Genomic DNA, 26,411 nt, shown 5'->3' with positions numbered 1-26,411 from the left:
CCGCCCTCAATCGCGGCCACGACACGCTGGCGAAGATCCAGAGAATAAGGCTTGCCCATCCATGCTGGCCTCCCGCCCAGCCAGCATGGTGAATCAGAATCGAACTGATTTGGGAATCCCAAATCGATTCAACCAAACCCCATCCCGCTTTAGCTTCGCGGGCCCGTAACTCTATCTCTCGTCAAGAATTCGCAGCCGCGCGTCATGGCGTCAGCGACGATGACGCGGTCGGCCTCGATGAGGTCGGCTGCACGACCATGTCGCGATCAGTGTGCTCCACGATGCGCGCACGCGCCGGGATGGAGGCTAGCGCCGAGCTGCAGGAAAAGCATGATGACATCATGCCCCTGTTTTGCCCGACAGGTCAAGTTGCGATTCGAAAAATACGAAAAAGCTCAATGCCCCCAGTGCTTGGCTAGTGTGCATGGGGTTGTTTTCGCGGTTTTTGTTTGGGAGGCTCCAGCCCGTCCCTTCGAGCCGAGGCCCCGCTCAGCCCCTCGGCCCGCGCAGCTGCGCGGTCAGCTTCTCCATCGCCTCCGCCACGTCCCGCCACTGCGACAGCCAGCTTCGCGGAAAGCGGAAGGTGAGGTCGGCGCCGCCGACGCGGCGCTCGGAGAGGCACATGCCGGGAGTGGCCGCATCGCGGGTGCAGCGTGCGGTCAGCGCCGGACTTGCGGCGGAATAGAGATCCTCGCTGCCGTAAGGGGTCTCAGCGCGAAACATCCGCATCGTCAGGCCCTCTTCGGGCATCGTCGCGGCCCGGTCGAGATAGCGCGGATAGATCGTGGCTGTTCGCTGCTCGGGCGCGAGTGCATCGTGATGGGCCGCGATCGACAGGAAGATGCGGTCGATCGACTGCACCGCCGCCTCCACGGTATCGGCGGTGACGTGCTTCGGAGCGCCGGGCGGTTCCAGCGAGGGATAGAGGAAATCGAGATCGATGCGCTCCTGCGGCCCTGAGTGCCGCTGGATCTTCATCCGGATCGCCGTCACAGGCAGGTTGAACAGCGTGCCGCCGACGCTCACCGGCAGCTTGTCCGGGGCGTTCGCACCGCGTGTGCCCCAGGTCGGCCACAGCAAATAGGCAACGAGCGCGACCGCGCAGGCCGCAGCCGCGCCGCCGAGCGCGATCGGGACGACGTGCGCGCGGGTGCGCGTCCGGGGAGAGCGAGGCGAGGTTGCCGAAAACACCGTCATGAGCTAGCGCAAGGTAAGCCGCAGTCGGCCGCTGGCCGACGAATCAGCGGCGAATATGCCATGTGGCGGCGATTTCGCGCAGCGCTCCCCGCCTGCGGAGAGCGGGAAGGCCCCTGGGCGGGCTGGCCGGCGGCGTTAACCTTCCCTTAAGGATAATGTAGCGTTAACCGGCACGATTTGTCACAGGTAGGCGCCAGCGTCGCGTAAGGGCGGACCGTTCCGATGACACCTGAAGCTCTCAATACCTTCTTCTCGATCTGCATCGGTTTCGCGCTCGCGGGCGCGCTCGTGAACGGATACCAGGCATTCGCGCAGCGTCCCGCCGGCTTCGGCCTGTTGCAGGACGGCGTCGCGCCGAAGACCTTCGCGGCCGTGCCGTTCCTGGTCTTCGCGGCGCCCTTCATCATCATGCGCAACACGCTCCGCGGCATCCGTGTGGAAACCCGCCGCGCCGAATTCGTGATGATGGCGACCCTCATTGCCGGCTTCTGGAGCATGATGAGCGGCACCTTCTTCCTGATGACGCTGCGCGCAGCCGGCGTGCTGGGCTGACGCCTCCGGCGCGACTGGACGCTCTGCATGGCGGCGCCTTTGCGTCCAGGCCGCCGTTTCGCTATGCCAGGATCATCCTGACAGGAGACCTCCATGGCGATCTACGAGCTCGACGGGCAGGCGCCCGATCTTCCCGCCGACGGCAATTATTTCATCGCGGAGACCGCCACCGTGATCGGCCGTGTGCGCCTGAAGCCGGGCGCGAGCGTCTGGTTCGGCGCGGTGCTTCGCGGCGACAATGAATGGATCGAGATCGGCGAAGGCGCCAACGTGCAGGACGGCTCGACCTGCCACACCGATCTCGGCTTCCCGCTTCACGTCGGCAGGAACTGCACGGTCGGCCACAACGTCATCCTGCACGGCTGCACCATCGAGGAGGGCGCGCTCGTCGGCATGGGCGCGATCGTGATGAACGGCGCGAAGGTCGGCCGCAACAGCATCATTGGCGCCGGCTCGGTCATAACCGAGGGCAAGGCGTTTCCGGAGCGCTCGCTGATTATTGGCTCGCCGGCGCGCGTGATCCGCACGCTCGAAGATGCCCAGGTCCAGAAGATGGGGAGTGCGGCCAGGTTCTACGTGGCCAACGGTCCCCACTTCAAGAAGGGCTTGAAGCGGATCGGCTGAGATGCCCGCCGGCCGTGTCGGTCCAGTCGGTGCGGCTGCAGACGACCTATCGTCACATGCCCTCGGCTTCGCGCGCCTCGATCGCGCCTGCTACCTTCTCGTGCCCGGCGGCCCATAGCGCATGCTCGTCGCTGCCGTCTGAATAGGGATTTGCTTCTGCCGGGATGCTTTCGCGCGCAGCGCGTTCGCCTTCAGCAAGGGGATCGCGATGGTTCATCGTGATTTGGCCTCCTCGCTTTCAAGCTGATGTGACGGCATTTGTTCCGGAACAGGTGATCGCGGCAGCGGTTGACCGGCAAAGGAGAATTTCCAATGTCTGCCAGATCGTCCGCAACCAAGACCATGATGGTGATCCTCGCACTCGCGGCGATTCCGGCCGTATCGTTCGCGCAAGCGACCGGAGGCTCTGCGAGCTCGACCGGAGGTTCTGTGGGATCGACCGCAGGCTCTGTGGGATCGACTGGAAGCTCCGCGGGACCGACGGGGGGTATCGCCAACTCGCCGGCTCCGCCGCCCGGGACCAACAGCTTGGGTACGGCTCAATCATCCGGCCCGGGCTCCGGAGCCGCCACCGGCGGTGGCGCAGGTGGGGCGGCTGATGCCACCGTCAACGCCGAGAACCGGCTGCTCGACAAGAAGATGAAAAGCATCTGCCGGGGCTGCTGACGCTCGCGCGGTAGTGAGACAGCGTGGCTGTCAGAAATGTCGAAGTGACGTTAGCTTGATCCTGCTTTGAAACGTGGAGCGTGTCCACGCGGAGGATCGAGTGATGTTACGCAAGATGATCATGGCGGCCGTGACCGTCGCAGCGGTCGGACTGTCGGCGCCGCAAGTGGCCGAGGCGCGCGGATTCGGCCGTGGCGGCTGGGGCGGTGGCGGTTGGGGCCATGGCGGCCACGGCCATTGGCACGGCGGCGGCTTCTGGCCGGGTGTCGCGATCGGAGCGGGGCTTGCCGGCGCCGGCTACTACGGCGCTTATTATGGTTATCGCTGTCCGTATTACGGCAGCCCTTATTATTATGGTGCCGGCTATGACGATGGTTACGGCGGCTGCTACGTCGTTCGCAAGCGGGTCATGACGCCTGCGGGATGGCGATACCGCCGCGTGGATGTCTGCGAATAGCATCCCTGGCGAGTAGCCGGCCCACCAAAAAACAAGGCCGTTGACGCAGTATACCGTCAACGACCTTGCCAGCCCCGGACATTGAAATCGGCTCACGCCATCCGGTATCGCAAGCATCGCGCGGAATCACACGCGCGAATGTGATCCAGTTCACAAGTCGAAAAAATTCGCCGGTATCGTGAGTTGCTCAGCCGCGCGACCGCTTGCCCGCGCTGGCTTGAACGCGGTGCCGCGCCGGTTTCCTGCGGGTAACCGAGTTTGTTTCGGCCTCGCTGGCCCGGGCGCTGGCAAAGGATTGCCGTAAGCCGTCGACGGACTCACTCAGCGCCGCGACCTGCTCGGACAGGCGCTTGGTGTCGGCCTGCTGCGCCGCCATCAGCCGCTTCATGGTCTGGAGCTGGTCCTGCACGACCTGGAGCTGATCGATCGATTCCTGCTGGGTCGCCTCCAGCCCTTTGGTCTTCTCGACGAGTTGCTCGGACGCCTGTGCGGTGCGGGCCTGGAGCTGCCGCGATGCTACCAGCCGGTCGGTCTCCGGTGCCGCGCCGGTATAGGCACGCCAGGCCGCGATGGAGGTCACGCCGGCGATCAGCAGGAGAAGCGCGGCGGCGGTCAGCGCGATCGGCTGGGCGCCAAGGCGAAGGAGAGGGGCGGATGGTGTGTCCTGTGCGAGATCGATCATCGCTGACAAAACCCAAATTGAAACTTGGTGAGTGGCGAAGACCGGCAACCCAGAGGATCACCGGGGCGTCCCGAAAGCCTTACGTTTCGGCAAGGAATGGGACCAAAAAGAGGCTAAGGGCAAAAAAACCAGCAATCAGCGGGAGTTGAAGCGTCCCAAGGCCCGTCGGGAGCACGGATCAGGGCTGAAATTGCGAAAATGGCCCGGAATAGGTCTTCGACCGCGGCGCGGCATAGGGCCCGAGCCGGGACGTCGTTAGCCCGAGCCGCACCACTGATTCCGCCAGCGTCACGGCGGCCGCGACGCCGTCGACAACGGGCAGGCCGTGCGCGGCGGCGAGCCCGGCGGCGAGATCAGCCATGCCGGCGCAGCCGAGCACGATGGCTTCGGCGCGGTCATCACGGATCGCGGCCGAGATCTCCGCGGAGATCCTGCCGAGGGCATCGGCATTGCGCTCCTCGAGCGCGAGCACGGGCACCTCGGCGGTGCGCACGCGGGCACAGCGTTCGGCGAGACCGTATTTTCGCAAGTTATGTTCGATCGGCACGATGGAGACAGCGAGCGTCGTCACCACGGCAAAGCGCGCCGCGATCAGGCTTGCCATATGAAAGCCGGCTTCGCCGATGCCGATCACCGGGGCCTTCGCGGCGGCGCGCGCCGCGTCGAGGCCGGTGTCATCGAAGCAGGCAATGACGTGCGCATCCGCGCCGTCGTGATCAGCCTCGCGGATGCAGCCGAGCATGCCGGGGACGGCAAAGGCCTCGTCGTAAAATCCCTCGATCGAGACCGGGCCCATCGCCGGCTGGCGCGCATCGATCACGGTGCCGGGCAGGGCAACGGAGCGCGCGGCAGCGGCGATCTTCGTCGTCATCGCAACAGTGGTATTGGGATTGACGACGTGAAGCCGCATCGGATCAGACAAGTCCCTTGCCAGCGTCCGAGCCCTTGGCCGCCTGCCGCTTGTTGAGCATGTGGATGGTGCCGAGCGCAAGAGCGATCACCGTGAACGAGACGGCGGAGATGATAGTGCCGAGAGCATAAATGTCCGGGTTCGTCACGGTGGTGGTGAGGCCCTGCAGATCCAGCGGCAATGTATTAACAGCTCCGATTGCCTGGCTCGAGCGGGCGAGTTCGTCCCAGGATAGCGTGAAGCCGAATAGGCCAATGCCGATCACGGATGGCAATATGATCGGCAGCACGACGTGGCGGAACGTCTGCCACGGCGTCGCGCCGAGATCGCGTGCGGCTTCCTCAAGCCTGGGGTCGAAGCGGTTGAAGATCGCGAACATGATCAAGAGGCCAAACGGCAGCGTCCAGGTCAGGTGGGCACCGAGGCCCGAAGTGAGCAGGCCCATCGAGGTCTCGAAGTTTTCGTTCCAATGCGCCTTGATCAAGTCGTCGATAATGCGGAATTCTAGCGATATGCCGAGCGAGGTGATGATCGAGGGCACGATCAGGCTTGCGATCGCCGAATAGAACAGGATGCTCTGCGCCCTGAACTTGCGGCGGAAGGCCATGCCGGCGGCGACTGACAGCACGACCGTGAGGATCATCACGATGATGCCGAGCAGCAGCGAGCGGCGGAAAGCCGCACCGAGATCGACGATGCCGGTGCCCTGGAACAGCTTCGCGATCCAGAAGGTCGATATGCCATTCATCGGGAAAGTGAGGCCGCCCTGCGGCCCCTGGAAGGACAGCACGTAGATCGCGATCATCGGGCCATAGAGAAACAGCACATAGGCCGCGAAGAAGATCGCGAGCACGTAGAAAGAGCGCGGGCGTCCTTCCGTCATGCTCTAGAGCTCCTTCTTGATGTCGACGATGCGCGACATCATGGTGATGATCAAGAAGGTGATCGCGAGCAGGATGACGGCGTTCGCCGCGGCGGCCGGGAATTGCAGCGCGTTCACCCGCGTCTCGATGATCTTGCCGGCGGCCGCGATCTGCTGGCCGCCCATCACACCGATGGTGATGAAGTCGCCCATCACGATGGTAATGACGAAGATCGAGCCGATCACGATGCCGGGCGTTGCCAGCGGGATGATGACGTTGACCAGCGTCTGGAAGCCGCTCGCGCCGGCGTCATAGGCGGCCTCGATCAGCGACTTGTCGATGCGCACCATCGAATTGAAAATCGGCACCACCATGAAGAAGGTGAAGAGGTGGACCAGCGCCAACACCACGGAGAATTCGGAGAACAGCAGCCATTCCAGTGGCTGGTTGATAAGTCCTGCTTTGACAAGGCCGGAATTGACCAGGCCGTTGCGGCCCAGCAACGGGATCCAGGCGATCATGCGGATGACGTTGGAGGTCCAGAACGGGATCGTGCACAGCAGCGACAATCCCATCTGCCAGGTCTTGGACTTGACGTGGAAGGCGAGGAAGTAGGCGACCCAGAAGCCGATGAAGAGCGTGATGGCCCAGACCATGAAGCACAGCTTCAGCGTCATCACGTAGGTGCGCCCGATTGTGCAGAGATCGGGGAGCTGCGCGATGCAGCCTTCGAACGTGTCGGTGTAGCCGCGGCCCGAGAAGGCCGGCAGCAGCTGGTATTCGTTGTAGTCCCAGAACGAGACGATGACGACGAAGACGAGCGGGATGAGGAAGAAGGCGAGAAACACCAGCATCATCGGCCCGGCCTGGAGCCAGGAGATGAAGGACGGGGACAGGCGCGTCAGTTTTGCGGCGCGCGCTGTGCCCGACCCCGGGATCAAGCCCGGGGCCGCCTGTTGCAGGACCTCTTCCGACATGTCCATTACGCCGCGATGAACTCATTCCATTTGCGGACCATGTAGTCGTTCTCGTCCATCACGGCGTTCCAGCAGGCGACGCCGCCCATGCGGTCCTCGTAGGAGCCGCCGTCACGCACGGCGCCAGCCTTCTCGAGCAGCGAGCCGTCGGGCGCCTTGATGTCCTTTTCGGCCGGCTTGCCTTCCATCCAGTAAGCCCATTCGTAAGGTTCCATGTTCGCCTTCGCGGTGGAGAGCACGGCAGAGTAGTAGCCCTGGCGGTTGAGGTAGGCGCCGGCGTAGCCGGACAAGAACCAGTTCACGAACTCATAGGCCCATTCGAGCTTGGGACCCGAGACGCCCTTGGAGACGCAGAAGCCCGAGGCCCAGGAGCGGTAGCCTTCCTTCAGCGGCTGGAAGGTGCAGGGAATGCCCATCGAGCGCACCTTCGTCACCGCCGGCGACCACATCGACTGGATCACGGTCTCGCCCGAAGCCATCAGGTTGACGCTCTCGTTGAAGTCTTTCCAGAAGGCACGGAACTGACCGGCCTTCTTGGCTTCGGTCATCACCTTCATGGTGAGATCGATCTCTTCCTTGGTCATGTTGCCCTTGTCGGCATATTTGTACTTGCCGGAGGCCTCCACGACCATCGCGGCGTCCATGATGCCGATCGAGGGAATGTTGAGGATCGAAGCCTTGCCCTTGAATTCGGGATTGAGCAGCTCGGACCACGAGCTGATGGGACGCTTGATCAGGTCGGGGCGGATGCCAAGCGTGTCGGCGTTGTAGACGGTCGGGATCAGCGTGACGAACTCCGTCGCCGACGTCGCGAACTTCTTGGAGTCCTTTCCTTCGAGATAGAGCACCTTCCAGGGCGCGGTGCCCTGGCCTCCGATCTTCTTGCCGCCGGGCGTCTCGCCTTTGGTGAAGACCGGCGTGATGTTGTCGAATTCCTTGATCTTCTTGGCGTCGAGGGCAAGGATGTTGCCCGACGGCACGATCTTCTTGAGCGAGAAATATTCGGTGTCGAGCACGTCGAAGGAGTTCGGCTGGGTCATCACGCGCTTGGTGACGTCGTCGGTGGTCGCGGTGATGTATTCGATCTTGATGCCGGTGTCCTTCAGGCACTGCTTGGAGATGTCGTCGCCTTCGTTTACGGCGGTGCCGAGATAGCGCAGCACCTTCGCATCGGCCGACTTCACATATGGAAAGCCGGTGATCGCGCCGGAGCCGGCGGCGAGGCCGGCAAGACCTGCAGTGCCCTTGAGCAGCGTGCGGCGGCTGACGCCCTTCGTCCTGGTGGTCTCGGTCATATCAGTCACTCCTCTGTTGCGCATTCCGGTGATCGATCGGCGCTATTGCAGGCGTTGCGCCTTGGCGGGATCCCAGGTGGCCAGCACGCGATCGCCCGGACGGAACGGGTGGACGTCGAAGGTGGCCTCGGGAACGTGGGAGAACAGGGCGGTGCCATCGTCGAGCGTGAGCGAGACGGCGATGAAGGAGCCCTGGTACTCGGTCTGGGTCAAAAGCGCCGGCGCGCCGAAGGCGCCGTCGGTGAACGGGACGATGCCGAGCTGATCGGCGCGCACCGCGATCAGCTTGCCGGAATCGTTGAGCACGTTATGGCCACCTATGAAGCGCGCCACGAATTCGGTGCGGGGACGGTGGAATATCTCGCGCGCGGTGCCCTGCTGCTCGATCCGGCCGTGGTTCATAACCACGATGTGGTCGGCGAGCGCCATCGCCTCTTCCTGGCCGTGGGTGACCTGGATGAAGCTGATGCCGAGCTCGCGCTGCAGCCGCTTCAATTCGCCCCGCATTCTCACCCGCAGGAAGGGATCGAGCGCAGAGAGCGGCTCGTCGAGCAGCAGAATCTGCGGCTCGGTGATCAGCGCGCGGGCGAGTGCCACGCGCTGCTGCTGGCCCCCGGAGAGCTGTGCGGGCAGGCGTCCCGCATAGGGGCTCATCGCCACCAGTTCGAGCAATTCGCCGGCGCGCTTGTGGCGCGTCGGCTTGTCGATGCCACGCATCTTCAGCGCAAAAGCGACGTTATCGATGACGCTGAGATGCGGAAACAGCGCATAGGACTGAAACATCATCGCCGTGCCGCGCTTGGCGGGCTCAAGGTCGGTGACGTTTTGCGCGCCCAGGATGATGTCGCCCTCGCTGACCGCCTCATGGCCCGCGATCATGCGCAGGGTCGAGGTCTTGCCGCAGCCGGAGGGGCCGAGCAGGCAGCAATAGGTGCCGGCCGGGATCTTCAGGTTGATATTGTCGACCGCCAGCGTCGCGTCGTAGCGTTTGGTGACGGCAACCAGTTCGAGAGCGGCAGGAGTGGCCATGGCGTGTCCAACGGTGGGCGATGCTTCCCGCCTCTCTCCGCAAGGTCCGTGCCAACGACTCTCGGCGGTCAATTTCTCAAAACTGTGCAGCGGAGTCAGATCGTTAGATGAATCTGGCCGATCCGGGCTGCCTGCCGCCTGCGCAATCACCTGCACACAAAACGGGCGAAGATTGTATAAAGTTTCGCCTGTGATTGGATACAGCTCGTCGACTAACATTCGCCGCCGAACGTCCTCGATCGAGCCTGACATCCATGGCCGCCAAGACCCGCCCGAAATTCGACGCGCCGGACGCGAGCGATCGCGTCAGTCGTATCCGGGAGGGCGTGACCGCCGCGATCCTCGAGCACCGCCTGTTACCCGGCACGAAGCTCGGCGAGGACGAGATCGGCGATATCTACGGTGCCAGCCGTACCCTGGTCCGCACCGCGCTCCAACAGCTCGCGCATGAAGGCATCGTCAACATCGAGAAGAACCGCGGGGCCTTCGTCGCACGTCCGACGCCTGCGGATGCCCGCGAAGTGTTCGAGGCGCGCCGCCTGATCGAACCGACGATCATTGGTCACGCCATCGACGCGGTATCGCCGGCCTGGATCGACCGTCTCCAGCGCCATCTCACCGAAGAACGCGAGGCCGAACTGCGCGGCGACGCCCGCGCCTCGGTCCGCCTCTCCGGCGAGTTTCACCGTCTGGTCGCCGAGATGGGCGGCCACAGCATCTATCTCGGCTTCCTCAAGGAGCTGATCGCGCGCTCCTCGCTCATCATCCTGCTCTACCGCCGCCATGACACGCCGGCCTGCGGCACCGATCACCACGCCGGCATCGTCGCCGCGATCCGCAAGCGCGACAGAGAGGCGGCGCGCGCACAGATGCTGTCGCATCTGAGCGAGATCGAGGCCGAGCTGTTCTTGAAAGATCCCGCCGCCGATGAGCTGCGGCTGGTCGATGTGCTCGGCGCCTGAGCGAACCGCGTCAGTTGTCTATGGCAACGAAGATCATTCGTTTCGTTTGACGATTTTCAGCACGAGTAAACCGGCGCCAAGTACCAGGAAGAGAACGCCGAAGAAAGTCGTCCCGCTGGATTCGAAGGTCACGCCGACTGCCGTCAGCAAGCATCCGATGATGATTGCGAAGAGGCCGCCGAGCTTTTTGACCAGCAGGACATGTCCGTCAGTCGTTTGTGCCACCATGTTACGCCTCGTTCACCTAATGTGGATTTCTTCGCGCTTCTCTTTCGCCCTATGATCCTTTGCAGCCGCGCATGATCGTACTCCAGCGCAAGCGAATTACAATCTGACCTTGAGTCTTATCTCGGTCGGTATTTGCTTTTGAATAGAGTTCGATACATGGCTCGACAGCGAGGCTTACGCATATGCCGGAAATTCCCGCTGCATCGCGCGGTCGCTGCATCTCTTGTGGAGTCGTATGGCAGGTCTGCAAAATCGCCTTGTGGTTGTAAATTGACTCGCTCGAGTTGGGGGAATCAACTGGCGGCGAGCGTCGAGTTATAGAACGGAGCCGACATCAGTTGAATCCGTTCTGCGGAGTGGTGCCATGGCGCGTCCTCTGGCTGACGAACGAGAGACGGCTTACGTCTCGACCGGCCATCTGCCCGGCGCGGAGGCCGTGCAGTCGCTGGTGACCGAGGCACAGCGACGATTTCAATCAAATCGCGATGGAACCAACTCGCAGGTCTACCCCGCGCTCGCGCGCGTGCCGAGTGAGCTGTTCGGCGTCTGTGTCGTTGCGACAAGCGGGCAGGTCTACGGCGCTGGCGATGCCGACTACGAATTCTCCATCATGAGCGTGTCAAAACCGTTCCTGTTCGCGTTGGTCTGCGAGGCCATCGGGCCGGAGGAGGCCCGCGCCAAGCTCGGCGCGAACGCGACCGGTCTCCCATTCAACTCGCTCGCCGCGATTGAGCAGGGCAGCGGCCGTACCAACCCGATGGTGAATGCCGGCGCGATTGCGACGACCAGCCTGGCGCCCGGCGCTAGCGCAGCGGCGCGATGGGCATTCATTCATGACGGATTGTCGCGCTTTGCCGGTCGCAAGCTGCCGCTCAACGAAGAGGTCTACGCCTCGGCGTCGGAGACCAATTTTCGCAACCGCAGCATAGCGCGGCTGCTGGAGAGCTATGATTGCATCTACTGCGACGCAAAGGAAGCGACCGATCTCTATACCCGGCAGTGCTCTCTGAATGTGAGCGCGCGCGACCTCGCAGTCATGGGCGCGACGCTTGCGGACGGCGGCGTCAACCCGGTGACCAAGCAGCGCGTCGTCGATGCCTCGATCTGCCATTACGCATTGGCTGTTATGATCACAGCCGGGCTCTACGAGACCTCGGGCGACTGGCTCTACGACATCGGCCTGCCGGGCAAGAGCGGGATCGGCGGCGGCATCGTCGCGGTGTCCCCAGGCAAGGGCGGCTTCGGCACCTTCGCGCCGCCGCTCGATGCGGCCGGCAACAGCGTGCGGGGGCAACTCGCCGCAAAGTTCTTGTCGCAGCGGCTGGGAATGGATCTGTTCGTATCGAAACCGGAAGAGTGAACCGATGCTGAAAGGACCGGTCGGCTCATAGCCTGGCCGGTCGCAACGCCGATCAAGCTGGAGGACGCCATGGCCACGCAGACAATGTCGATCGGCGGCATTCACCAGGAGGAGCGCGCCTCATGGGTTCCCATGATCGCAATCGCGCTCGGCCAGATGATCATGTCATTCAACGTGGCTTCGCTGCCGGTGGCCATGGGTGGAATGGTCGAGAGCTTTGGCGTCGCGCCGACGACGGTCGCGACAGGCATCGTAGCTTACTCCATGCTGGTTGCCGGCTTCGTGATGCTCGGCGCCAAGCTTGCTCAACGGTTTGGCGCGGTGCACGTGTTCCGCGGCGCGGTGGTGCTGTTCTTCGTCTCACAGCTCATGATGACGTTCAGCCCGTCTGCATCGGTCATGATTTCCGCGCAAGCGCTGTGCGGCGCCTCGGGTTCGGTGATCGTGCCTTCGCTGGTCGCGCTGATTGCCGAGAATTATGCGGGCCGCCAGCAGGCAACCGCGCTAGGTGCGCTCGGCTCGGCCCGTGCGGCTGCCGGTGTGCTGGCGTTTGTGGTCGGCGGCGTCTTTGGAACCTATATCGGCTGGCGGCCGGCGTTCGGAATTCTGATCGCGGCGTCCGCTATCGTTTTTCTCATGAGCTTCCGCCTCAAACCTGACCACGGTCGGCCTGACGTGCAGATCGACATCGTCGGCGTGGTGCTCGCCGCGACCGCGATCATCCTCATCAGCTTCGGCTTCAACAACCTGAACGGCTGGGGGCTGGCGGTGGCGACCCCGAACGCACCGTTTGATCTGTTCGGCCTTTCGCCCGCCCCAGTCATGATCTTGCTCGGCATCGTGCTGGGCCAGGCATTCCTGCTGTGGACGCACAGGCGGCAAGCCGCCGGCAAGACGCCGCTGCTGGCCTTGGCGGTGGTCGATTCGCCGGAGGAGCGTTGCGCGGTCTTTGCGCTGTTCGCGGTGGTCGCGCTAGAGGCTGCACTGAACTTCACGGTGCCGCTCTATATCCAGATCGTGCAGGGGCGTTCGCCGCTTGCGACTGCTATTGCGATGATGCCGTTCAACCTCACGGTCTTCTTCTCGGCGATGCTGATCGTCAATGTCTACGAGCGACTATCGCCCCGCCAGATCGGCCGCTACGGCTTTTCGGTTTGCACTATCGCGCTGGTCTGGCTCGCGTTCGTCGTGCGCAACGACTGGAGCGAAATTCCCGTGCTGTTCGGGCTTTTCCTGTTCGGCATTGGTCAGGGCTCGCTGGTGACGCTGCTGTTCAACGTCCTCGTGACAGCGTCTCCAAAAGCACTCGCCGGTGACGTCGGCTCCTTGCGCGGCACGACGCAAAATCTTGCCGCCGCAGTCGGGACCGCGGTCGCAGGAGCTCTTCTGGTTGGTCTACTTAGCACCATCGCACTCGGCAGGATCACGGCAAGTCCCGTGCTGACGCCGGAGCTGCAGGCCCAGGTCGATCTCGACAACATCACCTTCGTCAGCAACGACCGCCTGCGCACCGTGCTGGAAGGCACGAGCGGATCGCCGCAGCAGGTCGCGGAAGCCGTGCGGGTGAACACTGAGGCACGGCTGCGGGCGCTCAAGATTGGACTCTTGATCATGGCGGGTCTCGCCCTGATTGCGATCATCCCGGCCGGACAGCTTCCTAACTATCTGCCGGGTGAGATCCCAAGCGATGAAGTCGCTGCGAAAACCTGCGTTGAAGAAGGGCAGAGGATTTCGTGAAAGAGAACCCAGGAATGAGATCAGTAAGCGAGATGGATCGACGCGCCGCGTTGCGGACGCTGTTGGGAGGCGTGATTGTCGCTGGTGCAGGAGTGACCCTCGGGTCGTACGATGCTGTGGCCCTGCCGGAGCCAAAGGATCGTCCCGTTCCGAGTAGACGCGAGCCCGTCGCCGGCACCTTTGCGCAGCAGACTGCCCGTCCGTTACAGGACTCCGGCCAACGCCCGGCGCGTCGGCCGCCACAGCGTCCACGGCCTCGCCCGCCATCTTGGCATCGGCGGCGTCGGCGCTGGGAGTGCTGGTGGCACCGTGGCCGCCGTCATTGCGGATGGCGTTGGAGGTAAACCGAGGAGGACGTCATGACAACTTACGACAATAGCGCACCCATGGGCGCGACCGGCCTGCCGCAACCGCCTCGCTGGGTCTGTGTGCTGCTGGGTCTGTTCATGGTGCTCGCGGGGCTGATGGTGCTCGGCGACATCGCGTTCTTCACCGTGGTCAGTGCGCTGTTCATTGGCTGGATGGCCATCGCCGCGGGCGCTTTCGAAATTTTCCACGCGTTCTGGACCAAGGGCTGGGGCGGCTTCGTCTGGCAGATCATCCTCGGCATGCTCTATATTGCCTTCGGCATTGTTCTGGTCACCCAACCGCTGACCGGAGCCCTCCTGCTCACTTATGTGCTCGGCATTGCGCTGCTGGTCTCCGGTGTCGTACGCATGCTGATCGGCATCGGCCGCTGGCAGCAGGGCGGCGGCATGATATTCGCGTCGGGCGTATTTGGTGTTCTAGCGGGACTCATCATCCTCACGGGCTTTCCGATGACCGGGCTGTGGGTTCTGGGACTGTTGCTCGGCATCGACTTGTTGTCTCACGGCATCGGGTGGCTGGCTTTTGCGTGGCTCCCCGTGGCAAAGCCTGCGTAAGCGCCGCGGAGATTACTTATGTCGAGTTGGCGTAGGCCGGCGACGCTCCTGCGGGCTGTCATGGCGCTTTGGTTCGTTGGAGGCGTCTTCGGTCTTCCGTCACCAGTATCGGCGCAGCAGGACTCCGCTATCCTGTTCCGCAACGTCCGGATATTCGACGGCAAGTCCGTTTCGCTCTCTGCACCATCCAGCGTTCTTGTCCGGAACAACACCATCGAGAAGATCTCAACCGGCGACGCCACTGCTGCCGGTCTGGCAATCGACGGCGGTGGCCGCGTGCTGATGCCCGGGCTGATCGACGCACACTGGCATGCGATGCTGGTGCGCCCGACGCCGATGGCCGCGCTCGCAGGCGATGTTGGCTACAACAATCTGCTCGCCGCGGCCGAGGCAACTGCGACGCTGATGCGCGGCTTCACGACGGTGCGCGATATGGGTGGACCCTCGTTCGGATTGAAGCAGGCCATCGACGAGGATCTCGTTGCCGGCCCTCGCATCTACCCCTCGGGCGCCATGATCACCATCACCAGCGGTCATGGCGATTTTCGCCAGCTTTCGGATCTGCCGCGCACGATCGGTCGCATGCTCAGCCGCATGGAGCGGATCGGCGGCAGCATGGTCGCCGACAGTCCCGACGAGGTCCGCATGCGGGCGCGCGAGCAACTGATGCAAGGCGCTTCGCAGGTCAAGCTTGCGGCGGGCGGCGGTGTCGCGTCGCCGTTCAGCCCGCTCGATGTCTCGACCTTCACCGAGCCCGAACTCCGCGCCGCGGTTGAGGCGGCCGACAATTGGGGCACCTATGTCGCGACCCATGCCTATACCCCGGTCGCGATCCAACGCTCGATCGCCGCCGGCGTCAGATGCATCGAGCACGGTCACCTCATGGACGAGGCGAGCGCAAGGTTGATGGCGGAAAAGGGAATATGGCTGAGCACACAGCCGTTCCTGGATCTCGCCGGCGCGACCGCACTTGGGCCTGCCGAGCAGGACAAGATGCGGCAGGTGGTTGCCGGCACTGACCGCCTTTATGCGCTGGCAAGAAAGTACGGCATCAAAACCGCGTTTGGTACCGATGTCTTGTTCTCGAAGGCACTGGCGGACAAGCAAGGTGCGTTGCTGAGCGCGCTCACGCGCTGGTACACGCCGGCTGAAGCACTGACTATGGCGACGTCAACCAATGCGGAACTGCTGCGCCTCTCCGGTCTACGGGATCCCTATCCCGGCAAGCTCGGCGTCGTGGAGGAGGGGGCGCTCGCCGATCTCCTGCTCGTCGACGGAAATCCGCTCGACGACATCAGGCTCATCGAAGATCCCTCGAAGAATTTTGTGGTGATTATGAAGGACGGCAGGATCTACAAAAACAGTCTCGTGCACTGACACGCGCGCGTCTCTGCGCCGCTTATAACCTGCGGCTTGGATTGTTTCTGGCTCGACGGTCAGGACCGGGTTTTTGTCGAAGTTGCGGCTGGACCCAGCGGGCGCATCAGCGACTGTACTCGCTTTCGGCGGCAAGCTGCCCGTCAGGCGTGATCTCGTATTCGCCGTCCTGCTTGGTCATCCATCCTGACCTGACCATCTCGCGTGCAAGCTGGATCGAGCAGATCGGATGATTGCCTCCTGGGTAATACAGCCTGTCATTCCGGACGAGCAGGTGTCCGTACAATTGGGCTTGACGTAACGCCCTGCGCATTCCGGGTGATGGATTTTTCATGCCGTTTCAAGCGCGAGCGCGATGAAGGTTCCTAATGAATGTGGTGATCTTCGATTGGCATTTCCGCTCGCCGGCGGTCGGAGAGGAACCCTGGTCCCGTCGCATCGTTTGTTGCTTCGAGGAGTACTGTCATGAATGTACGAGACGAGCACACCCGATCGCTCTGGATGGATGTTTCGGTTGCCGATGCCCCGGCGCTATCCGGTACGATGGGTACGGACGTCGTCGTTGTCGGTTCTGGAATTGCCGGGCTATCGGTCGCCTATGAGCTCGCCAGCCATGGACGCTCGGTCGTAGTGCTGGACCGCGGCGGCATCGGCAGCGGGATGACGGCGCGCACCACTGCCCACCTGGCCACCGCGCTCGACGACGGTTACGACGAGTTGGTGAGGGTGCGCGGGTATGATTGCGCGCTCCGCTACTATCAGAGCGTTGCTGCCGCGATCGATCGCGCCGAGGCCATCCAGGGTGCCGAGCACATCGATTGTGATTTTCAACGCGTCGACGGTTACTGGGTGCTGGCGCCCGAAACGCCCGCATCGGAGCTGGACAAGGAATTGGATTGCTGTCGCAAGCTCGGAATTCCCGTCGAGAATTGCATCGAGCCAACCCCGTTCCATGCCAAGGGCCAAGTGCGTTCGCTGCGCTTTCCAAGCCAGGCGCGCATGCACCCGACCAAATATCTCGCGGGCTTAGCGCGTGCACTCGAGCGGCGGGGTGTGCGGCTCTTTAGCAACACCTGTGTTGAGAGCATCGGTCAACGCCACGGCGACATGGTCGTGACGACGGCCTCGGGTCACGAGGTCCATGCCGCCGACGTGGTGGTCGCGACGAACTCGCCCGTCAATGTGCAGGTGGCGATCCACACCAAGCAGGCGCCTTACCGCACCTATGCGCTTGCGGCGAAGATTGCGGCCGGCGCGCTGGAGGATGCGCTCTATTGGGATACGCTCGATCCCTATCATTATGTCCGGCTCCAGCCGTTCTCAGCTGACGAGGACATCGTGATCATCGGCGGCGAAGATCATAAATCGGGCGAAGCGAACGACGGCGCACAGCGCCTTGACGCGCTCGAGCGCTGGGCCCGCGATCGCCTGCCCGGTTTGCGCGAGGTCACTCATCGCTGGTCCGGCCAGGTGCTGGAGCCGGTTGATTTCGCCGGCTTCATCGGCCGCAGCCCCGGCGAGGAGCATCTATTCATCGTCAGCGGCGATTCCGGGCAGGGGATCACCAACGGGCTCGTCGCCGGCCTCTTGCTGACGGATCTGATCACGACGGGCGCGAGCCCGTGGCAAGACATCTACGCTCCGTCACGGAAGATCCAGAAGAACATCGGCGAGTTCATCAGCGAGAACATCACGCCGCTGAAGAATTTTGCGGAATATCTTGCGGCGAGCGAGATTGCGAGCGTCGAACGGCTGCGGCCGGGCGAGGGGCGTCTCGTCCGCAGCGGCCTGAAGAAGATTGCCGCTTGCCGCGACCGCAACGGACGTCTGCATCTGCACTCGGCCAGTTGCACCCATCTCGGCTGCGTCGTGCACTGGAATGCGCTGGAGCAGTGCTGGGATTGTCCATGTCACGGCTCGCAGTTCGCGCCCGACGGCACCGCGCTCAATGGTCCTGCCGTGTCGCCGCTGGGCGAGGTCGATAGACCCGCTAATCTCGAAGCCGCGGAGTGAGCGGCAATTCCCTCAAAAAGTTGCGGCCAGCCATTGGGGGATGGCTGGCCGCGCGCGAACCGGTCTGGGACGGGGAGGGGTGGGGATGTGACCGGGCCGCGTGACTCTTTCTTTGGGTGACGATCAATCTCTCGCGCTGGCGGTCGAGACCGCCGGCTTGGTATCGCCCAGCGAGACCCAGACGTTGGGATCGCTCTGCGACTGGCGCTTGACGAAGCGGTAGCCGGTCTCCGTCCAGGCAAGGACGTTCTCGTTCTGATTGTCGAGAACGAACTCGCCCTTGTCGGTCTTCACCGTCAGCACCGCGTGGCCTTCGCCCTTCTTGTCGCGCACGACGGTGATGAGCAGGGCCTCGCGCGGCCATCCGGCATCGATCAGCATCTTGCGCTTCAACAACACGTAGTCTTCACAGTCGCCGTAACCGTCTGACGGCAGCGACCACTTCTCGATCACGCCCCAGTGCTCCTGGTCGGTCAAAGGCTTCACGGTCTCATTGACCCAGCGATTGACCTTGATGAGGTCGCGCCATGCAGCCTGCGACATCACGATATCGCGTGCCTGCGTCGGCCCGCCCTGGCACTGAGCGGCATTGTCGGCACAGAACTCGACCCAGCCGATCGGCGCACGCGTGGTGTCGCCGAGGCTCGCGTAGAGCAGACGGCCTTCGCCGGCCTGCGCTGCCGCGCTAAACCCGAAGAGCATGGCAGCCAGCGCCAGCCCTTTCCCCTGTCCCCTGAAATCAAACATTGCGGCCCCCGTTCTTGTTGGGACCACATTTCGCACGGAGCTTTTGAGTTGCCGCTAAGTCATCCAAGTCAAGTCAAGACGAATGCAAGTAAAACGCGCGGCGAATTCGAACTATACTTGAATCGAATTCTCGTAAAATTTGAAATGAATGCAATTGGTTCAATTTTTACGTATTAACGCGGCAAACGCTGCCGAAGCCGTTGTTTGCGCACAGCTGCAACCCTCGCGTTAACCCGCACGGGGTCGGTCGCCACGCACGAAAAAGGCGGCGTCCGCATCGCGGAGGCCGCTTTCGAGGCTGGAAATGCAGGTGTTTTGACGCCGTCGCGCTTTACCGCGCGGTAACGCTCTCTTCGAGTGTCTCGGCCGGCTGCTCGTGCATGAACTCCAGCGCGAAGCCGTCTTCGAGGTTTCGGACCACCCGGCCCTGGACCCGGCCGAGCAGGACGATCGATTTCAGCGGCGGGCGGTTCTCCGCGGCGATCGCGGCGCCCGAGAGCGACAGGTCGATGATGCGGCAGGTCATCTTGGTGCCGTCCTCGAGCGTCAGCACCGCGATCGGATTGCGCGGCACGATACGGTCGTGGCGGCGGTCTTCCGGCAGATTGAGGATGTCACGGTTGGCGAGCCAGGTCAGCTGCGCCGCGAGCTTGTCGCGCTTCCGCGGCGTCGCACCGATCGTCATGGCGAAGCCATTGTCGATGATCCGGGTGATCTTGCCCTCGACGCGGCCGATATGGTCGAGATAGGCGACGACGCGGTCGCCGACATTGCCGATGCCGGGGGCCAGCAGTGCCAGCCCGCCCGGCGACATGTTGATCACCTGGCAGGGGAATTCGCGGCGGTCCGGCAGCATGTAACGGCCGAGCAGGTGCACTTTCACCCGCTGGAAACGCCGGCGCTCCTCGGCGGCCGGAAGAAATTTTTTGTTCGCCAACGCCATTTCCAACACCCGACCCCCCGCCCGGGCGGAGTCCGGCACGACCCTAAGGTGCATAGGGTTAATGCCGCGTTAGGATCGCACCCGCCGGACACGGACAGACACAATGCGCTCGAAAAGCCACATCAAGGGCGGGCAGGCCAGCACGGTCAGCGCGCCGAGGTCGAGCGCGGCTGCGGCGGTCCCGGCCGATTTGGCGAGCCGACCCGCGATCGCCGGCCCCAGCATCATCGCGGCATAGAACAGCGTGTAGAACACGCCCATCCCGATAGCCCTCGTTTCCGGCGCAAGCACGCGGGCGGCCAGGCTCATGATGGGGTCCGGCCGGATGGCCGCCGATCAGCCCGATCAGGACGAGGATCGTGATAACGGCGTCCGTTCGCGGCAGCCAGGCCAGCAACAGGGCCACGATGAGGCTCGCCGCGGTCGCCAGTATAAAGGGCCGTTTGAATCGATCGGCCAGATAGCCGCCTGCTGGCACTGAGATCACCGACAGCCACATCACGAGGCTGATCGCCGACCCTGCCGCCGCGATGCTCCAGCCGCGCTCGGCGAGCAGTGACGGGCCGAACGAGAAGATCATGGCGAAGCCGACATTATAGAGACCCCAGATTGCGCCGGCGACGATGACCGCCAGCAGGGCCGGAGGATCGAGGCGTGCCGAACCGGCCGCGCCGGCTGTTGCACCCGGCGGCGGCTGATAAAACATGATCAGCACGATACCGATCGCGGTCAGCGCAGCCGCCGACAGGAATACGGCGCCCGCACCATAGGCGGTGCCGATCGCCGGCAGCACCAGCAAGGAGATCGCAACACCGGCCGGCCAGGAGTTGACGAAGATCGCCATCGCGGTTGCGATCTCCTTTCCGGCGAACCAGTCGGTGCCCATCTTGGTGAGTTGCACCGTCAGCAGCACTCCGCCGGCGCCGGAGGCGAGCCGGCCTGCCATCTGCCAGCCCCAGACCTCTGTGACGGCCATGACGAGGCTGCCGGCCGTCATCAGCAGCAGTGCCGCGATCGTGGTGGGTTTGTCGCCGAGAGTCCGGCCGATCGCCCCGCCTGGCAGCGCCAGCACCACGCCCGGTGTGAAGTAGAGCCCGATCAGGATGCCGATGTCGGCGAGCCCGACGCCGAAAGTCTGTTGCAGGAGCGGAGCGACTGCGGCCACGCTCTGGAACTGGAACGCGATGGTGAGGCGGACGACGAACAGGATCGCAAGAATGCCCCAGCGATTGCGCAAAGCGTGATCTCCCCAGCCACTGCCTCGAGCGTGCGGTGGAGAGAGGCCGGAGTCAACCGGCTGACTTCTTCGCCGCGCGCCCATAGAGCAGGCCGAGCAGCGCCAGCAGTACCGCGGCCGAGAGGCCAGTGAATGCCGATCGCGGCGTCTGATAGCCCGACGGTGATGCCGCTGAAGGCGCGCATCCCGAGTCCGGCCGTGTTGTCGAGCCGACGACGCGGCCGCGGATGTCGAATGGTGCGTTGAGCTGCACCAGCGCCTGCGCCATGGTGTTGAACGACAGCTTTTGCGGGCTACGACCCTGCCGCTAGTCGAGCCGTTTGACGTAGACCGCATAAGGCACGCCAGAGATATCCGGCGCCTCGCGCACTTTCTCGAATCCCATCCGCAGGTACATCGGCAGAGCGACCGTCATGATAGGCGTCGTATGCAGTGCGATGATCGGCGACTGGTCGCGCTCGGCGCGGCGAACGCACTCTTCCGTGAGTTGCCGGCCAATGCCCTTGCCGCGCGCGAAGGGGTCGACCACCAGCATGCGGATGATCGGCCAGGCCGGATCGAAGAACGGCGGCTTTGGCTGCCGTGGGCCGATATAAGCCACGGCGCCGACGATCTTACCACCGTCTTCGGCGACGATGATCTCGCCCGTCCCGGAAAGCGCGGTTATCTTGGCGACGTTGGCTGTAAACGTCGGCCAGTCGGAATAGTCCTGCTCGAATTGCGCGAAGGCGGCGAGAGCGACGCGCCTGACCGCTTCCGCATCCGCCGGCTGATAGTCACGCAGCATCGGCATTCTCCTCGATCATCGCCGGGATGGCGTGCAGCGCAATCCGGGGCCGCAGAGCCCGCATTCCGCTCTGCTGCATGCAGACTACGAGACTCGCGCTTGGCACAACGGTGCATCTCACATAGGTTTCGCCTCACGCCCGCACCAATCAACCATAACAGACGGGCAGCGAGGACACAGCCATGGAATCCATCCGCGTCTGCACTCACGCAGGACCGGGCTCGGAGCCTGTCATCCGCACCGTGCCGTGGCCGAAGGTCGGCCGCAAGGCGGCGCTGATCAAGGTCGGCGCCTGCGGGGTATGCGGCACCGATTTGCATATTCTCAAGGGGCATTGGCCGAAACCGCTGCCCTGGCCGTTCACGCTCGGCCACGAGCTCGGCGGCGTCATCGTCGAATGCGGCGACGAGTTCACCGAGGACTTCATGAGCAAGCCGCTGAAGGTCGGCTCAAAGGTGATGATCCCGCCGCTGATGCCTTGCGGACGCTGCTATTACTGCATCCATTATCCGCAAGTCGCCAACAAGTGCCTGACGCCGGTCTATTACGGCCGCTATCTCGGCTTCGAGAAGGCGCCCCATATGTGGGGCGGCTGGGCCGAATATGTCTATGTCGATCTCGACATGCTGCCGGGCACCAAGATTTACAAGTTGCCCGACGACATGTCGCTGCGGCTGGGCGCGCTGTCCGAGCCGCTGACGTCCTGCATCCGCGCCTTCAATCGCGCGACCCGCGCCGGCGGTTTTTCTTGGGGCGATACGGTGGTGATCCAGGGCTCCGGTCCGATCGGCATTCTGGCGGTCGCAGCCGCGCAGGAGATGGGGGCAGGGCGCGTCATCTGCGTCGGCGCGCCGGAAGAGCCGCGGCTCCGCCTCGCGCGCGAATTCGGTGCGGAGGCGACCGTCAATATCGATGAACTGAAGTCGCCGCAAGATCGCATCGCACGCGTGCGCGACATCGTCGGCGGCTTCGGCGCCGATCTCGTGATGGATTGCTCGGGACACCCCTCAGCCGGCCCCGAAGGCATCGAGATGCTGCGCGACGGCGGCACCTATGTCGAGATGGGCCAGTTCACCGACGCCGGCTCGATCGAGACCTCCTGGCACCGTATCTGCACCAAGGATCTCAATGTGCTGGGATCCTGGGGCTTCACCGGCAACGACCTGCCGCTCGGCGTCGACATGCTCTACCGCACGCGCGACAGGTATCCCTGGCTGAAGATGCAGACGATCTATCCGTTCACGGAAGCCGGCATCGCGCAGGCCGTGAAGGACGCGATGGCGATGAAGACGGTGAAGTCGACCATCGTGCCGTGGCCGGAGTTGGTGGAGTAGGTCATGTTCTCCGTTAAGCGAGCGGCGCTTTGCGCCGACCGTTGGCTCCTTGCGGGGCTACGAGTCGGAGTTTGGAATGAATGACGAGATGAGCAACGAACAGACTCTCGAACCGAACCGGCCCCACTCGCCCTTCAGCGCCATCCGCGCGATCGACTACACCGTCATCTTCGTGCGCGACATGGCGGCGATGCGGCGCTTCTACGAGGACGTGCTCGCCTTGTCCCTGCTGCGCGAGCTTTCACCGGGCTGGATCGAGTACGGCCTCGGCAGCAACACGCTGGCGCTGGCACGGCCGAGCCGGACCGCCGCTGAGGCGCCGACGCCGTCGGGCAGCGCTTCGCTGCAACTGGCCTTCAAGGTGTCGGCAACTGAAGTCGATGCGTGCGCCGACGAACTCGTGCGGCGGGGCGTGGGGCTGCTGTCGCCGCCGACCAACCAGTCCTTTGGCCATCGCACGCTGTTCTTCCGCGACCCCGATGGAAATTTGCTTGAGATCTATGCGGAGATCTGAACCGCCCAGAAAGTTCCATCGGGAATTCGCGAACTCCTCATGCTGCGGTGAAACTTAGGCCCAAGTTCCGGCTTTCAGTTCACGGGAGAGGTGCCGTGAAGCGAATTCTGAAACCCGTCACTTACGTCCTGGCCGCCGTCTACTTCCTTGTGGACGCGGTTTTCATGGCCGTCGCGCGGCCAATTTCGCGCTGGGTTGAGCGGCACCTCCAATTCGCGCGATTGCGGGCCTGGATCAGGTCGCTGCCGCCCTATCCTTCGCTCGCCTTGTTTTCCGTGCCCGTGATCATTCTGGAGCCGGTCAAGCCCCTGGCAGCCTACCTTGCCGCAACTGGCCAAGTCCTGAGCGGCGCGGCGACCTTCATCATCGGCGAGCTGCTCAAGCTCGTTCTGGTCGAGCGCCTGTTCCATCTCACGCGTGACAAGCTGATGCGGATTCCGGCATTCGCCTGGGCCTATGGCAAGTTCGCCGAGGTGAAGGCGTGGCTGCAGGCAACCGAAGCTTGGCGCGCTATCCGCACCTTGACCTTTGCAGCAAGAGACATTGTTGCGCGGGCGAGGGCGAAGCTGGTCGGCAGCTTCAGCAAGCTGGCGACCTCCAGGGATTAGGAGGGCGGCAAGCAAATTGCCGGCTGGCAAATCCTCGCAACCTTCAGGCGCGGTTCTCTGGCAGGTCATGCATCATAGGCATGGTGATTTCAGCGCACTTGGCGTAAAGAGCGCCCAGATCACATCCGGCGTGCGGCCGTGCCGTTTGCCGCGCACGCGAGCTCAGGTCTGCCGGTTCACCGTTTGCGCGCCTGAATTAACCAAGGTTCTCCATCCCGTGTCTTTTCCGGCCCTGACCCCGCCGCTCGCCCGAGCTTTGGCCGAGCGGAACTATGATTCCCCGACTCCCGTTCAGCTCGCCGTGCTTGCGGACGAGGCCTCTGGCCGCGACCTCCTGGTCTCGGCCCAGACCGGCTCCGGCAAGACCCTGGCTTATGGCCTTGCCATGGCCAAGGATCTGCTCGGCGAGGCCGAGCGGTTCGACGAAGCCGGCGCGCCGCTTGCTCTGATCGTGGCGCCGACCCGCGAGCTCGCTTTGCAGGTTCAACGCGAACTGGCCTGGCTGTATGGGCATGCCGGCGGGCGCGTCGTCTCCTGTGTCGGCGGTATGGATCCGCGGCGCGAGCAGCGCGAGCTTGCGGCCGGCGCGCATATCGTCGTCGGCACGCCCGGCCGGCTCTGCGACCATTTGCGTCGCGGCCGTCTCGACATCTCCGAATTGAAGGTGGTCGTCCTCGACGAAGCCGACGAGATGCTCAATCTCGGCTTTCGCGAGGACATGGAATTCATCCTCGAGACCACGCCTGAGGCGCGCCGCACCCTGTTGTTCTCGGCGACGTTTCCGCGCGGCATCGTCGCACTGGCCAGGCAATATCAGCGCGACGCGCTCCGGATCGAGGTCGCGGGCGACGAAGGCGGCCACGCCGATATCGAGTACCGCGCGATCCGGATCGCGCCCGCCGATGCCGAGCACGCAGTCGTCAACGTGCTGCGCTTTTACGAGGCGCCAAGCGCGCTGGTGTTTTGCAGCACGCGCGATCACGTCAGGCATTTGCAGGCGGCGCTGCTGGAGCGCGGTTTCTCCGTGGTCGCCCTGTCAGGCGAATTGACCCAAAACGAACGCACCATGGCGCTGCAGTCGCTGCGGGACGGACGCTCCCGCGTCTGCGTCGCGACCGACGTCGCCGCCCGCGGCATCGACCTGCCGAGCCTCGACCTCGTCATTCACGCCGATCTGCCCAACGACGCCGAAGTCATGCAGCACCGCTCGGGCCGCACCGGACGTGCGGGACGAAAGGGCACGAGCGTCCTCCTGGTGCCGCCGGCACGGCGGCGGCGCGCGGAGCTGCTGCTCAATCTCGCAGGCGTCGACGCGGTCTGGGGCACGGCGCCGCAGGCGGAGGAAATCCGCAACCTCGATCACGCGCGCATGAAGGACGTGCTGTTTACCGAGGAGACGACCGCCGACGATCTGGTGCTGGCACAGGCGTTGCTGGCCGAGCGCTCGCCCGAGGATATCGCCGCCGCGCTGGCGCGGCTTTATCGGGCACGGCTGCCGTCGCCCGAGGACATCATCGATCCCGGCGAGCGCGGCGGCAAATCGCGCGACGATCGCGGCCGTGACAGGTTTGAAGGTGAAGGCGGCGGCGATCGCCCCGGCAAGCCGCGCGCGAAATCCGGGAAGTCCTCGTCGAAACATGGCATGGCCGAGGGCAGCGTCTGGTTCCGCGCCGCCATCGGCCGGCGCAAGAACGCGGAGGCGCGCTGGCTGCTGCCGATGATCTGCCGCCGCGGCGGCATCGACAAGGGCGATATCGGCGCCATCAAGATCATGGACACCACCACCGAGTTCGAGATTTCCGAGCGGGTCGCGGACTCCTTCGCCGCCAAGATCAAGCGTCCGGACAAGGAAGACAGCATCCGCCTCGAGCCGATGGCGGACGGGCCGCAGCGGCAGGCGGCTTCGCAGGAACGATCACATGCGCCTAGGCGCGAGCCCGCTGACGATGATCACCGTGAGCGTCAGAGCGATCGCGAGCGCGAGGCAGGTGCATTCAAGCCGCGCAGCAAGTCTCACGGCGAGCGTGGCCCGAAATTCGGCGAGGCTGCTTCTTTCGGAAAGCAAAAGAAGCATAAGAGCAAACAGGGCCACGCGGAGCCTTCGGTCATGCCGTGGCCCGTGAAGGGCGCGCCGGGGAAGAAGGCGAGGAAGAAACGGCGAGGTTGAGCTTCCGCCGTTCAGCTCAGACCAGCAATGAAGCCGCCGGATTGCACTGGCGACATCATCTGAAGAGAGAGAGGCGTGAGCTCAGCGGCCACCGCCGCCGTCTTCATCATACTAGTTCTGCCGGCGATGTTGCCACTGCATTCCGCCGTCTTCATTGGGGTTTTTCTCTTATTATCATCAGCTCCACCCGGCGATTTCTTACTCGCTTTCTTCCTCGGTGGG

29 protein-coding genes and 1 pseudogene are annotated in these 26,411 nt (G+C 63.7%); 14 read left to right on the top strand and 16 right to left on the bottom strand.

Annotation, left to right across the window (positions count from 1 at the left end; genetic code table 11):
• Positions 1–489: 489 nt before the first annotated feature.
• The gene (locus IVA87_RS19705) at positions 490–1,197 is read right to left on the bottom strand and encodes a hypothetical protein (RefSeq protein WP_247334639.1); all 708 of its coding nucleotides are present in this window, start codon (positions 1,195–1,197) and stop codon (positions 490–492) included.
• A gap of 222 nt (positions 1,198–1,419) precedes the next feature.
• Between IVA87_RS19705 and IVA87_RS19700 the strand changes: the two genes are divergently transcribed.
• Positions 1,420–1,749, top strand: a complete 330-nt coding sequence (locus tag IVA87_RS19700) for a hypothetical protein (RefSeq protein ID WP_247280070.1) — start codon at positions 1,420–1,422, stop codon at positions 1,747–1,749.
• Positions 1,750–1,842: 93 nt separating this feature from the next.
• Positions 1,843–2,373: a gamma carbonic anhydrase family protein gene (locus tag IVA87_RS19695; protein WP_247334638.1), complete on the top strand. Its 531-nt coding sequence runs from the start codon at positions 1,843–1,845 to the stop codon at positions 2,371–2,373.
• 52 nt (positions 2,374–2,425) lie between these two features.
• Here IVA87_RS19695 and IVA87_RS19690 read toward each other — a convergent pair whose 3' ends face one another.
• Positions 2,426–2,590, bottom strand: coding sequence for a hypothetical protein (locus tag IVA87_RS19690; RefSeq protein WP_247334637.1), 165 nt, complete (start codon positions 2,588–2,590; stop codon positions 2,426–2,428).
• Between the two features lie 95 nt (positions 2,591–2,685).
• Here IVA87_RS19690 and IVA87_RS19685 point away from each other — a divergent pair, with 95 nt between their 5' ends.
• Both IVA87_RS19685 and IVA87_RS19680 read left to right on the top strand, forming a co-directional pair.
• The gene (locus tag IVA87_RS19685) at positions 2,686–3,039 is read left to right on the top strand and encodes a hypothetical protein (RefSeq protein WP_247334635.1); all 354 of its coding nucleotides are present in this window, start codon (positions 2,686–2,688) and stop codon (positions 3,037–3,039) included.
• A gap of 103 nt (positions 3,040–3,142) precedes the next feature.
• Positions 3,143–3,496 (top strand): hypothetical protein, encoded by a 354-nt coding sequence (locus tag IVA87_RS19680; protein WP_247334633.1) that lies wholly within the window; start codon positions 3,143–3,145, stop codon positions 3,494–3,496.
• Between the two features lie 187 nt (positions 3,497–3,683).
• Here IVA87_RS19680 and IVA87_RS19675 read toward each other — a convergent pair whose 3' ends face one another.
• From IVA87_RS19675 to IVA87_RS19650, 6 genes are all read right to left on the bottom strand, one after another.
• A complete protein-coding gene (locus IVA87_RS19675) occupies positions 3,684–4,178 on the bottom strand; it encodes a hypothetical protein (protein ID WP_247296334.1) in 495 nt (164 codons plus the stop codon).
• 178 nt (positions 4,179–4,356) lie between these two features.
• The gene (locus tag IVA87_RS19670; protein WP_247334641.1) at positions 4,357–5,088 is read right to left on the bottom strand and encodes an aspartate/glutamate racemase family protein; all 732 of its coding nucleotides are present in this window, start codon (positions 5,086–5,088) and stop codon (positions 4,357–4,359) included.
• 4 nt (positions 5,089–5,092) lie between these two features.
• Complete coding sequence (locus IVA87_RS19665; RefSeq protein WP_247296337.1) at positions 5,093–5,971, bottom strand: ABC transporter permease; 879 nt, start codon at positions 5,969–5,971, stop codon at positions 5,093–5,095.
• Positions 5,972–5,974: 3 nt separating this feature from the next.
• Entirely contained in the window at positions 5,975–6,934 is a 960-nt protein-coding gene (locus tag IVA87_RS19660) for an ABC transporter permease (protein WP_247334632.1), read from the bottom strand.
• Complete coding sequence (locus tag IVA87_RS19655) at positions 6,934–8,223, bottom strand: extracellular solute-binding protein (RefSeq protein ID WP_247280063.1); 1,290 nt, start codon at positions 8,221–8,223, stop codon at positions 6,934–6,936. Before IVA87_RS19655 ends, IVA87_RS19660 begins: the two co-directional genes overlap by 1 nt.
• Positions 8,224–8,265: 42 nt before the next feature.
• Positions 8,266–9,252 carry an ABC transporter ATP-binding protein gene (locus tag IVA87_RS19650; RefSeq protein ID WP_247334631.1) on the bottom strand — a complete coding sequence of 329 codons (987 nt, stop codon included), beginning with the start codon at positions 9,250–9,252 and terminating at the stop codon, positions 8,266–8,268.
• A 254-nt stretch (positions 9,253–9,506) separates the two neighbouring features.
• On the opposite strand from IVA87_RS19650, the gene IVA87_RS19645 reads away from it, so the two are divergent.
• Complete coding sequence (locus IVA87_RS19645; RefSeq protein WP_247334630.1) at positions 9,507–10,214, top strand: GntR family transcriptional regulator; 708 nt, start codon at positions 9,507–9,509, stop codon at positions 10,212–10,214.
• 33 nt (positions 10,215–10,247) lie between these two features.
• On the opposite strand, the gene IVA87_RS19640 is transcribed toward IVA87_RS19645, so the two are convergent.
• Positions 10,248–10,442, bottom strand: a complete 195-nt coding sequence (locus IVA87_RS19640; RefSeq protein WP_247296348.1) for a hypothetical protein — start codon at positions 10,440–10,442, stop codon at positions 10,248–10,250.
• Between the two features lie 364 nt (positions 10,443–10,806).
• Between IVA87_RS19640 and glsA the strand changes: the two genes are divergently transcribed.
• The 4 genes from glsA (at position 10,807) to IVA87_RS19620 (ending at position 15,839) form a co-directional block, all read left to right on the top strand.
• Complete coding sequence (gene glsA / locus IVA87_RS19635) at positions 10,807–11,802, top strand: glutaminase A (RefSeq protein WP_247296349.1); 996 nt, start codon at positions 10,807–10,809, stop codon at positions 11,800–11,802.
• A 69-nt stretch (positions 11,803–11,871) separates the two neighbouring features.
• On the top strand, positions 11,872–13,539 hold the full coding sequence (locus IVA87_RS19630; RefSeq protein ID WP_247334629.1) for an MFS transporter: 1,668 nt from the start codon (positions 11,872–11,874) through the stop codon (positions 13,537–13,539).
• Positions 13,540–13,898: 359 nt separating this feature from the next.
• Positions 13,899–14,462, top strand: coding sequence for a DUF308 domain-containing protein (locus IVA87_RS19625; protein ID WP_247296353.1), 564 nt, complete (start codon positions 13,899–13,901; stop codon positions 14,460–14,462).
• 60 nt (positions 14,463–14,522) lie between these two features.
• The gene (locus tag IVA87_RS19620; protein WP_247334640.1) at positions 14,523–15,839 is read left to right on the top strand and encodes an amidohydrolase family protein; all 1,317 of its coding nucleotides are present in this window, start codon (positions 14,523–14,525) and stop codon (positions 15,837–15,839) included.
• Between the two features lie 106 nt (positions 15,840–15,945).
• Here IVA87_RS19620 and IVA87_RS19615 read toward each other — a convergent pair whose 3' ends face one another.
• The gene (locus IVA87_RS19615) at positions 15,946–16,173 is read right to left on the bottom strand and encodes a hypothetical protein (protein ID WP_247280057.1); all 228 of its coding nucleotides are present in this window, start codon (positions 16,171–16,173) and stop codon (positions 15,946–15,948) included.
• A 131-nt stretch (positions 16,174–16,304) separates the two neighbouring features.
• On the opposite strand from IVA87_RS19615, the gene IVA87_RS19610 reads away from it, so the two are divergent.
• On the top strand, positions 16,305–17,852 hold the full coding sequence (locus IVA87_RS19610) for an FAD-dependent oxidoreductase (RefSeq protein WP_247296356.1): 1,548 nt from the start codon (positions 16,305–16,307) through the stop codon (positions 17,850–17,852).
• Between the two features lie 123 nt (positions 17,853–17,975).
• Here IVA87_RS19610 and IVA87_RS19605 read toward each other — a convergent pair whose 3' ends face one another.
• From IVA87_RS19605 to IVA87_RS19585, 5 genes and pseudogenes are all read right to left on the bottom strand, one after another.
• Positions 17,976–18,599, bottom strand: coding sequence for a transglutaminase-like cysteine peptidase (locus tag IVA87_RS19605; protein WP_247280055.1), 624 nt, complete (start codon positions 18,597–18,599; stop codon positions 17,976–17,978).
• A gap of 331 nt (positions 18,600–18,930) precedes the next feature.
• Entirely contained in the window at positions 18,931–19,542 is a 612-nt protein-coding gene (locus tag IVA87_RS19600) for a PilZ domain-containing protein (protein ID WP_080134316.1), read from the bottom strand.
• 58 nt (positions 19,543–19,600) lie between these two features.
• The gene (locus IVA87_RS19595; RefSeq protein WP_247334628.1) at positions 19,601–20,779 is read right to left on the bottom strand and encodes an MFS transporter; all 1,179 of its coding nucleotides are present in this window, start codon (positions 20,777–20,779) and stop codon (positions 19,601–19,603) included.
• A 52-nt stretch (positions 20,780–20,831) separates the two neighbouring features.
• A pseudogene (locus IVA87_RS19590) lies at positions 20,832–21,065 on the bottom strand (MFS transporter); the annotation flags it as partial.
• A 21-nt stretch (positions 21,066–21,086) separates the two neighbouring features.
• Positions 21,087–21,566, bottom strand: a complete 480-nt coding sequence (locus IVA87_RS19585) for a GNAT family N-acetyltransferase (protein WP_247334627.1) — start codon at positions 21,564–21,566, stop codon at positions 21,087–21,089.
• Between the two features lie 182 nt (positions 21,567–21,748).
• On the opposite strand from IVA87_RS19585, the gene IVA87_RS19580 reads away from it, so the two are divergent.
• From IVA87_RS19580 to IVA87_RS19565, 4 genes are all read left to right on the top strand, one after another.
• Complete coding sequence (locus IVA87_RS19580) at positions 21,749–22,900, top strand: zinc-binding dehydrogenase (RefSeq protein ID WP_247334626.1); 1,152 nt, start codon at positions 21,749–21,751, stop codon at positions 22,898–22,900.
• 76 nt (positions 22,901–22,976) lie between these two features.
• The gene (locus IVA87_RS19575) at positions 22,977–23,414 is read left to right on the top strand and encodes a VOC family protein (protein ID WP_247334625.1); all 438 of its coding nucleotides are present in this window, start codon (positions 22,977–22,979) and stop codon (positions 23,412–23,414) included.
• Between the two features lie 95 nt (positions 23,415–23,509).
• Positions 23,510–24,022, top strand: a complete 513-nt coding sequence (locus IVA87_RS19570) for a hypothetical protein (protein WP_247300583.1) — start codon at positions 23,510–23,512, stop codon at positions 24,020–24,022.
• A gap of 217 nt (positions 24,023–24,239) precedes the next feature.
• Complete coding sequence (locus tag IVA87_RS19565) at positions 24,240–26,189, top strand: DEAD/DEAH box helicase (protein ID WP_247334623.1); 1,950 nt, start codon at positions 24,240–24,242, stop codon at positions 26,187–26,189.
• Positions 26,190–26,200: 11 nt separating this feature from the next.
• On the opposite strand, the gene IVA87_RS19560 is transcribed toward IVA87_RS19565, so the two are convergent.
• Positions 26,201–26,411 (bottom strand): hypothetical protein (locus IVA87_RS19560; RefSeq protein ID WP_247334620.1); only part of this gene is annotated, 211 nt, incomplete at its 5' end.

The organism is Bradyrhizobium sp. 147 (assembly GCF_023073935.1).
GTDB lineage: Bacteria > Pseudomonadota > Alphaproteobacteria > Rhizobiales > Xanthobacteraceae > Bradyrhizobium.
Note: the sequence above shows the minus strand (reverse complement) of the source record. Positions and strands in the feature narration are given on the sequence as shown.